Origin of the sequence: Paraburkholderia hayleyella (genome assembly GCF_009455685.1) — a bacterium.
Taxonomy (GTDB): Bacteria; Pseudomonadota; Gammaproteobacteria; order Burkholderiales; family Burkholderiaceae; genus Paraburkholderia; species Paraburkholderia hayleyella.
The window spans coordinates 823,870-830,561 of the sequence record NZ_QPES01000002.1; the positions used below are offsets into that span (position 1 = coordinate 823,870).

At 55.3% G+C, this 6,692-nt stretch carries 5 protein-coding genes; 3 read left to right on the forward strand and 2 right to left on the reverse strand.

Translation table 11 applies throughout. From position 1 onward, the window contains the following. Positions 1 to 8: 8 nt before the first annotated feature. A complete protein-coding gene (locus GH657_RS17915; protein WP_153102351.1) occupies positions 9 to 1,208 on the reverse strand; it encodes a glycine C-acetyltransferase in 1,200 nt (399 codons plus the stop codon). 123 nt (positions 1,209 to 1,331) lie between these two features. On the opposite strand from GH657_RS17915, the gene GH657_RS17920 reads away from it, so the two are divergent. The 3 genes from GH657_RS17920 (at position 1,332) to GH657_RS17930 (ending at position 3,551) form a co-directional block, all read left to right on the forward strand. After that, positions 1,332 to 1,991: a helix-turn-helix domain-containing protein gene (locus GH657_RS17920; protein WP_425495773.1), complete on the forward strand. Its 660-nt coding sequence runs from the start codon at positions 1,332 to 1,334 to the stop codon at positions 1,989 to 1,991. 94 nt (positions 1,992 to 2,085) lie between these two features. Next, entirely contained in the window at positions 2,086 to 2,508 is a 423-nt protein-coding gene (locus tag GH657_RS17925; RefSeq protein ID WP_174770024.1) for a DUF2471 family protein, read from the forward strand. A 5-nt stretch (positions 2,509 to 2,513) separates the two neighbouring features. After that, positions 2,514 to 3,551, forward strand: a complete 1,038-nt coding sequence (locus GH657_RS17930; RefSeq protein ID WP_153102353.1) for a tyrosine-type recombinase/integrase — start codon at positions 2,514 to 2,516, stop codon at positions 3,549 to 3,551. A gap of 76 nt (positions 3,552 to 3,627) precedes the next feature. On the opposite strand, the gene GH657_RS17935 is transcribed toward GH657_RS17930, so the two are convergent. Continuing rightward, complete coding sequence (locus tag GH657_RS17935) at positions 3,628 to 4,830, reverse strand: DNA-binding protein (RefSeq protein ID WP_153102354.1); 1,203 nt, start codon at positions 4,828 to 4,830, stop codon at positions 3,628 to 3,630. Positions 4,831 to 6,692 lie beyond the last annotated feature (1,862 nt).

A 6,692-nucleotide genomic window follows, 5' to 3' on the forward strand; every position in this document is an offset into this window, starting at 1 on the left:
CTCCAGGATCAGATAACACCGAGCGCACGGCCCACACGGGCAAACGCATCCACGGCATGGTCAATCTGCTCAGTGGTGTGGGCGGCGCTCATTTGCGTGCGAATCCGGGCGCGCCCTTTGGGTACGACCGGAAACGAAAAGCCCGTGACATAGACCCCCTCCTGCAATAGCGCCTGCGCCATGCGTGAAGCTATTTGCGCATCGCCCAGCATGACGGGAATGATCGGATGAGCGCCCGGCACGAGGGTGAAGCCCAGCGTGCTCATCGCCTCACGAAAATGGGCACCATTGGCCCGCACGCGTTGGCGCAACTGTGCGCCTTCGTCGCTGGCCAGCAATTCGAGCACTTTGAGCGAAGCGGCGGCAATACTGGGCGTCAACGTATTGGAGAAGAGATACGGGCGCGAACGCTGGCGCAACAATGCCACGATCTCCTTGCGCGCGGCGACATAGCCGCCCGCAGCCCCACCTAGCGCCTTGCCCAGCGTGCCCGTCAGAATATCGACCCGGGACAGCACACCACATTGTTCAGGCGTGCCACGCCCGTGTTCACCGACAAACCCCACCGCGTGTGAATCATCGACCATCACGAGCGCGCCGTAACGGTCCGCCAGGTCGCAAATGCCCGCCAGATCGGCGATGATGCCGTCCATCGAAAACACGCCATCGGTAGCAATCAGCTTGAAGCGCGCGCCCGCCGCATCGGCCTCGCGCAACTTGAGTTCGAGGTCGGCCAGATCATTGTTGCGATAGCGGAAGCGTTTTGCCTTGCACAGACGCACGCCATCAATGATGCTCGCGTGATTCAGCTCATCGCTGATAACGGCATCGGATTCGTCGAGCAGCGTTTCGAACAGGCCGCCATTGGCATCGAAACAGCTTGAATACAGGATGCAATCATCGGTGTGCAAAAAAGCGGCGAGCGCGCTTTCGAGTGTCTTGTGCACGGCCTGGGTGCCGCAGATAAAACGCACAGAGGCCATGCCAAAGCCTTCCGTGTCGAGGCTGTTTTTGGCTGCGGCGATGAGCCGGGCATCATTGGCCAGCCCCAGATAATTGTTGGCGCAAAAATTCAAAACCTGCGTGCCGTCTGCAAGACGGACATCCGCCGCTTGCGGGCTGACGATCACCCGTTCCTCTTTATAAAAACCATCGGTGCGAATCTGTTCCAGTGTGCGACGCAGATGGGCAAGGTATGGCTCACGCATGATGTTGGCTCCTGATAGGGTTGGCCACCTTGATGGCTGGGCGGCCTGTTATAGTCGATTTCTTTTTACCGGAAATTTTCGATTTTTCGAACTAAATTCCGGTATATCGAACGACTCTAAACGATAGGTCAAGCCATGGCAAGCCCCGCAAACCGGCGTCGTCGCTCCACCGCAGTGGCTACGGTGTCTGCAGTAACAGCCGTTGCCGCAGCGACGCCCGAACCAGCGCTGGGTATTCCGCCCCGTGTCGGCGAACAGATCCAGCGTTTGCGCAGCGAGCGCCACATGACGCTCGATGAGCTATCGCGTGCGACAGGCGTATCGAAATCGATGCTGTCCGAAATCGAACGTGACAAGGCTAACCCCACCATTGCAGTTGCCTGGCGGCTGACCAGCGCCCTGGGTGTCAGCCTGGATTCACTGTTTGCGCCGCCCAAGGCGCCAGAGGCGATCAGCATCGCGGGGCCGCACGACATTCCCACACTGAGCGGCCCCGACGCGAAGTATCAGTTGCGGGTCTGGGGACCAATCGAACTGGCGGGTAAATTCGAATGGTACGAACTGATCGTGCGGCCAGGAGGCGCCCTGATTTCGGCGGCGCACGAACCCGGAACCCGCGAGCACCTAACGGTGCTGCACGGCACACTTGAAATCGAAGCAGGGGGCACGGTGAAGCGGCTGAAAGTAGCGGACACGGCCCGTTACGTCGCAGATCAGCCGCATGTCATACGCAACCCGGGCAAAAGCGAGGCGAAAGCGTTACTGGTCGTGATTCACGGCTAGCGGCCAGCAAGTTTCGAGCACTCCGGAGCCGCCGTTACGGTTGCGCAAAATACTGTATCTTTGTACAGTATTGCGACGTTACCCGGAGTTGCTCATGACCCCTTTGACCGACCTGACCGACCTGACCGATCCTTCCGACCACGATCTGGCTGCCCGGCGCTATCAGCAAGCCGCGCGCGACCTGAACCATATCGTTCGGGGTATCGCTACGCGATACATCACACAGCAGGTGCCGCTGACCTGGCGGCTACTGCATGCCATCGAAGCTGAAGCCCTTGCTGATCTTGGTTTTGCCAGCCGCCACGATGCCGCCTTGCTCGGCCTGTTTCAGCGTCCGGGCGCGCTGCCCTATCCTGAAACCGACGATCCCGTTGATTTCGGCGCCTCTAACGCACTGCCGGCGGTTTTTGCTTTCGCGGTGAACGCTTACGAGGCCGCCCAGCAGCAAACGCGAACACTGTCCGCATCCGCCACGCGTCAGGCCACATCTCATCGCAACCGTGCCTGGGGCGGCTAACGCGTATGCCCTCGAACACGTCAACCGCCATCTCACAGCACACGCCCACGGACCTTTTCAATCAAAAACGTGAAGACTGGTACCTTGAACCACGTATCGCCTTTGATACATGGCTGGCGCAACAACGTTTTCGCCATTCGTCAGCGGATGTCTATCGTGCGCAATGGGGGCTTTTTCTCGACTGGTTAAACGCACGGCACAAGACGCTCCTGACGGTCGATACTCCAACCATTGCGCATTTCGTCGCCGGGTTGTCCATTCGCAAGCCACAGCGCGTTCGTTATTTACGTTTGATCGAACGGGTGCTGGACCACGTCAGGGCGATCGAATTCGCGTCCTCCAATCCAGCACGGTTCATTGCGCAAGACGGTGAAGCCACATGGCGCAATGCCCGCAATAACGATCCTACCGGGTTCTTAAGCGTGACTGAACGCGCCATGCTGGTCGAACATTTGCGTTCGCCGCTCCCAGATGGGTTATCGGCCTCCCAGCGCTGGAAAACGTGTCGTGACCGGGCGTTGATTGCTGTTTTTCTTGGCGCGGGTGTGAAGGTGGGCGAAGCTAAAAACTTGACCGTTAGTTGCATTAGTTGCGTTGAGGAAACATCTTTCTTGCGTGTCACCGCCGCTCATCCGGCCTTTACGCGACAGATACGTCTCTTGCCGTTTGCCGCCTGTATTCTGGAACGCTGGTTGGCCGAACGACGTCTTCGGGCATTGTCAGGTGAGCTCCTGTTTCCCGCTTCACCGTCGGGCCGTCCGATGCACAAGGCAACGGTTTTGCGTGCGGTCGATACGCTAGTTGAAGATGCAGGAATTAGCCCGTCAAGAACACAACGCGCTAGCCCACAAACACTCCGTAATTCGTTTGCCGCCAGCCTGTTTGATGACGGCGCTGATCCTGAAGAAATCAAGCGGTGGCTTGGTTTTGTACAGCCTGTTTCGGTCGCCCGGCTACACCTGGCATGGAAGTGCTGGCAAGTACAGTGCGCTGAACCTTCAGCGCGGGACAGTCTGCCAGACGCTGAAAGCACTCCCGAATAAGCTCACCTTGTGCTTAAAACGCATCGCACAAAAATGCGGCCCGCCGCCCCGAGAGCCGTTTTATTTATTCCACGAGTCACGAAAGCGCCGATGGCGATGGGGAGAAAAAATGGGCAACAGCGTCCAGTCTTGATGACCGCGCACCTGATGAATGCTCACACTCGGGGCAAATAAGTTCGTGCTGGTCATTCGTCTGGACAAGCTCTGGTTCACCCTTGTCGCATTTAGGACAATGCGAAAGCAGTGGTATCTGGTTATCCATTGCCGTACCGATTGCATCGAGCTCCTGCGCCGTTAGCCGTCCATCGCGCGCCAGCGAGTACAGCAAAGCCGTGACAGCAGGATCGTGATGCGGTTGCATACGCAATCGAGCCAGTTCTTTTGTCAGTACGTCAAGCTCTTCCGCTTGCTCGTCAACCTGAGCGCCGAAGCGGTCTGCCTGGGCCTTGGTCAAGGCTAATTGTTGAAGAAAATCGAATTCCTTGCGGTTTGCATCACGAACGCCCGACTGATACGTCGCAGCCATCCCGCGCAGCGCGTCCAGCTCAACCAGCATAGGTTTCACGCGACGCTCCGCAGCATCGACGGCTTCCTTGATTTGCTGCGCGTAGTGTTCAGTCCGGTCGCGCAAATCGTTGTGCAGCGTTTCAATCCGGTCACGTAAAGCAGTATTAGCCGCCTGTTCAGCCTGTAATTGTTCGCGCAGCTCCGTGTTTTCAGCGCTTGCCCGTTGCGTTAGTGCCTGCCGTGTTTCCTGCAGAGCATCGTGTCGTGCCTGTGCATTGACCAGTTCGGTTTCCAGCTTGCGAATGCGCTCCCAGGCTAACTGGGTTTTTTCTTCTGCGCGGCGCATGGTTTCGCTGGTTTCGTCCAGACGAATGGCTGCGTCATGTGCTTGCTGCTCGGCCAAATGACGACTTTCATGCAGTGTTGCGCGCTCGTTGTCGAGTTCAGCACGCGCATAGGCTTGGGCTTCTTCAAAAAGTGCGCCTAGCAGCTCACCCGCTTTTTCTTCAAGAGCGGGAGGAATCGCGCCCGTGCCTATCCGGATTTTTGAAACGTTACGAATGCGTTCCCAAAAATGATCAATGTCTTTGGGGATATCGCTCGCGCTTCCGATTTGAGTTAAATCGCGCACTGCGGCCATGGTGGGCCGCACACCCAAATCGAAGAAAAGCCGTTTGCAGGCATGAAGTGAAAGTTCTTGCCTGCGAGTGCCCGCTTTTCGCATAGCTTCGAGTTCTTGCCGGATGAGCAGGCGTGTTTCGTCAAGGTTCATTCGTCTCTATCGATCTATTGGATAGGGTGAAACGTTTTAATAATAACAAATTACATGTATTTTGCTACAAATCGTTCTGTTTAAAGTGATTCCATGACCTAGTTAGCGTACTGAGCGAGGGAAAAACCGATACTCATCGAGCTATTGCCTTTTTCTGTGAAACAACGCTAAATTTTGTCTATAAGCTATTGATATAAATCAATTATTTTGTATTTTCCCATCTTGCCATGATGTTTCACGGAAAACCGGTGCGATGGGGTTCATGAAGTTATCTGTGAAAGCTCGACATTGTTCTTGAGAGTAATAGAAGTAAACACCTTTGAACCTAGTTAAAAACGTTAACGCCATGGCAAAACCTTTACTGGCAAGGGTTTCAGCGAATAAAGGTGAATCTTTGCGGGAGACTGGGTGAGGGCTTGCAGGATCTTCAGGTGATGGGGTTCAGGGATGAGCGTGAGAGGGTCCGGGATAGAACGTGAGTGAGTTCAGGACAGGGTTTCATTTCAAGATATCCCAACGGTGAGGTTTTTCGGGATCTGACACAGCAGCAAGCTTGGTCAGGCTTAGTTTGGGCTGTTTGGAGGGCGGATTAGTCAGGTGAGAAGGTTCAGGCGAGTTAATTGGCCGTATTTGACCGGGTTTGCAAGGGCGAAATGAGGAACGGGTGAGCGATCACGGGATAAAACGAGGTCGTGAGGTGAGATTTTTCGGGGTTACTTTCAAAGCTCAAGCCTGGATTGGGGTTGTTCTGTTCCTGAGGTGAGTATTTGCAGGAAGACTTGACTAGCCGGGCCCAGGAAAGCAGCGAAAGCTTGAGAGGGTGAGGTCATTCGGGAGCGGGTGGAGGGCGCTTTGTGTCTTGAGTGGCGGGATGATTCCCACGTAAAAGGTGAGTGTTTGCAGGAGAGATTGCCCTGTTTGGGCACCCTGTCGTACCCGTCTGTTGAATTAAAAGTTGGTGGTCACTTTCATAAAAATACATATAAATCATAGAGTAAGAGGCCGTCGCTATCGGTTCGCTTAGGCTTGAGGTGAGGTTTTGCGGGACTCTGTGATGGCGCGTTGATAGCAAAGCTTCGGTGGTTGAAGGCTCATTGAGGTGAGCTGATTCGGGAGATTCAACGGTAGCTGGAACAAGCTTGGCATAGTGCGTAAGTACAGGAAATGATTGAGTATTTTGGCCGGCTGAACGAATGGTGAGACTTTTCGGGGGAGGAAGGGCTTGGCCAGATTGAGGTTCACCCATGCCGCTGGTGGGAACGGTAGAGGGGTAAAGGTGAGGCTTTTCGGGTGCGATAACGTGACGGGTGTTGGCTGTGTCGGCCGAATGCCTTGTGTTTTATGGCGTTGGCGCAGGCAAAGGTGAGGGTTTTCAGGGGATGAAGGGTGTGCTGGCAATTTGGCGTCAAATTTAATGTCTGTTTGCTGGAGCGGCTCAGGGATAGGTGGCGTGCATTCTGTCGCCGATGTCGGGTCGCTTATGACGCTACTTCAGTATTGTTCAGTATTGTTTCGTATGAAGGTCGCGCGAGAGGATGGCAAAAAGCTCGCCGGTGCATGAGAACCGAACCGGGCAGTCGTGAAACTGCGACAACTATTTTTGGTGAGGTGATACGGGAGCAAAAAAGGCGCAAAAATTTCCGCCGATCTGGGCCTCGTTGGCGGAAATAAGCCGAGCGCTTCGGCAGCATAAAGGGGGACTCAAAAAGTATCATCTGGGCAAGGTGAGGGTTTGCGGGAATCATTCGAGGTGAGTCTCGAACGGTAAACGTATTTCACCCCTAATGGTGAGCCTGCTCCTGTAGACGGGCATCACCCCGGACGGTATGCTTTGATCCAATCCTCCTACACCGTACCCACGC

Coding starts and splice junctions, on each gene's coding strand:
- GH657_RS17930 (WP_153102353.1), top strand. CDS start 2,514: ATGCCCTCGAACACGTCAACCGCCATCTCACAGCACACGCCCACGGAC.
- GH657_RS17925 (WP_174770024.1), top strand. CDS start 2,086: ATGACCCCTTTGACCGACCTGACCGACCTGACCGATCCTTCCGACCAC.
- GH657_RS17915 (WP_153102351.1), bottom strand. CDS start 1,208: ATGCGTGAGCCATACCTTGCCCATCTGCGTCGCACACTGGAACAGATT.
- GH657_RS17935 (WP_153102354.1), bottom strand. CDS start 4,830: ATGAACCTTGACGAAACACGCCTGCTCATCCGGCAAGAACTCGAAGCT.